The sequence below is a fragment of the Pseudomonas sp. Xaverov 83 genome, from assembly GCF_019352905.1.
Lineage (GTDB): Bacteria > Pseudomonadota > Gammaproteobacteria > Pseudomonadales > Pseudomonadaceae > Aquipseudomonas > Aquipseudomonas yamanorum.
Window position 1 is genome coordinate 1 of sequence record NZ_JAAAFU010000065.1, and the last position, 2,289, is coordinate 2,289.

Here is a 2,289-nt window from a genome sequence, read left to right on the forward strand (position 1 = left end):
TTTGGTTACTTTTGGGGCGTTTGCCAAAAGTGACCCGCTGTAAGAGCGGAACCATAAGCGGCCGTTACCGAAGAAACGGATATGTACTCAAACCAAAGACCCCGGCAACGGCAACTCATAAGACTTCTTAACCGTCCTGACCACCAAAGTAGACGAATAAGTACGAATCGGAATATCCCGATAAATGTCTAAAAACCGATAGATATAATCAGTGTACTCAGTGGCATCCCGAAACTTCGCCACCATCACAAAATCAAACTCCCCGGTCAGCAAATAACAGTCCTGGATCTCCGGATGACTCGCCAGGATATGCTGCATCTTGCGGTCGATATCATTACTGTCCCTATCAAGCTTAATCAGGAAGAACGCCGTGACCTGAATCCCAAGCTTGCGCTCATCCAGCACCGCCACCTTCGCCTTGATAATCCCGACACTCTCCAATCGCCTGATACGCCGGTAACAACTGGTCGAAGACAGCCCGACACTGTCACTCAACAACTCCAGACTCTGACTGCAATCCCTTTGCAACTTCCCCAGAATCTTCAAATCCATGGCATCTGTCATTTTTTCCATATCTTCCTTGAAAAAACTGCAATGAATCCACCGTAAACACCCACCAATTTGCAGAAATCCTGCGCGGTGGCGCACTAACATCAATCCAGCTTAGCAGCCCAGCCAAATCAGGCACTGGGGCGGCATGAGAGGGATCTTATGATAGTCGCGAAACCGACATGGGCCACCGACATCCACGGCCTCTTCAGCGCCCCCTACTGGATACCGCCCGCCCAACGCGCCGCCGTCGCCGCCTCCTGGGTGGGCTGCATGAACGCCTACTTCGTGTTCCTCGAAGACCCCGCCTCGGTCAAGACCTGGTCCGAAACCATCTACCAGCACCTGGCCTCCCGCAGCATGCCGCTGACCCTCGACCAGCAACAGTTCTGGCCCATCGATGCCCTGGAAACCTTCAGGCTGTGGGTCAACCAAGGCTGGCGCCTGACCCCCAGTTCACCGTTCGACATCGCCGAGCGCATTCCCCCTCCCGACCTGCCCCACCCGGTCAAACGGGTGCGTCAGGACATTCGCGCCCTGACACAGGAACAACTGAACCTGTACCGCTCGCGCCTGGATGACGTGATGCAGGTAAGCGACCCCGACAGCGGTTCGCCCTGGCAGCGCTACGCGTATATCCATACCAACTGGTGCCTGCATTACCAGGAAGCGTTTGCCCTGTGGCACCGGGCCTATCTGCTGTACCTCGAAGCACTGATCGACTGCCCGATTCCCTATTGGGACTGGATGGCCGCAGACGCCAGTGTCGACGGCAGCCCCCAGGCCGGTTTGCCCCAGGCGTTTCTCGATGAAACCTACGTGCACCCGCACACCGGTGAGGTCCGGCCTAACCCGCTGCGCTATGCGGCGGCCAAGGACGGTAGCTCGAAGGTGTGTGCCAGGGGTGATGTCAACGGCGTGGACTGCCGCTTCGTGCAACGCAACCCGCTGTTTTATACCCACGGCGAGCCGTTCCGGCGGGAACGCACCGAGTTGTATGCCATGAGCCGGATTTTCCAGCAGCAGGTGGTCGATGCACTGAAGTTCACCTCGTTCAGCCAGCCCCAAGGCGTACCGGGTTATCCATGGGCGAATATTCCGGTGTTTGACCCGCCGCAAAAAGATGACCTGTACCCCAACCGTGCCCTGAATTTCGACGGGCTCTACGAGCAACCCCACGACAACTATCACGGCTGGATCGGCGGTGACATGGCCGACAACGCCTACACCGCATTCGACCCGGTGTTCAGCTCCTACCACGCCAATATCGACCGGATGCTGGAGGTCTGGATCCGGGCCAATCCGGCGGCGCAGTACACCACCCAATGCCTGCTCCAGCCGTTCGCCGGGAGTGAGGCCAGCACCGTGACCTTCACCAGCGCCGATGCCTGGCGCTATACCACCCTTGGTGACATGGCCCAGGACAGCCGCCATATCGGCTACGACTACGGCACGCCCGTCGCCCCACAGTTTGGCGAGACCAAAGCGGCTGCAAAGGCGTGCTGCCAACACAGTTCGGCACCCGCCTCGGCCACCCGCAACGCGGCCGGGCTCGGGCCGTGGGTGGTGTTCGACCATGTGCGCTGCACCCACGACACCTACCTGATCGACGTATTCCTCAACCAGCCCGACGCCACGCCGCAGCAGGTGAGTGCCGACAATCCGCACTATGTCGTAATGCTGTTCACTTAAGCGGAGCAGCCTTACGGTCTACTGGAAATCGGGTTTTTGAGATCTTCA

Annotated in this window: 1 protein-coding gene and 1 pseudogene; one reads left to right on the forward strand and one right to left on the reverse strand. The window is 58.4% G+C overall.

The window, feature by feature from the left end:
• Positions 1-87: 87 nt before the first annotated feature.
• Positions 88-552, reverse strand: coding sequence for an Lrp/AsnC family transcriptional regulator (locus K0H47_RS20030; protein WP_063033945.1), 465 nt, complete (start codon positions 550-552; stop codon positions 88-90).
• 159 nt (positions 553-711) lie between these two features.
• On the opposite strand from K0H47_RS20030, the pseudogene K0H47_RS20035 reads away from it, so the two are divergent.
• Positions 712-2,223 (forward strand): annotated as a pseudogene (locus K0H47_RS20035) (tyrosinase family protein); the annotation flags it as partial.
• Positions 2,224-2,289: the final 66 nt, after the last annotated feature.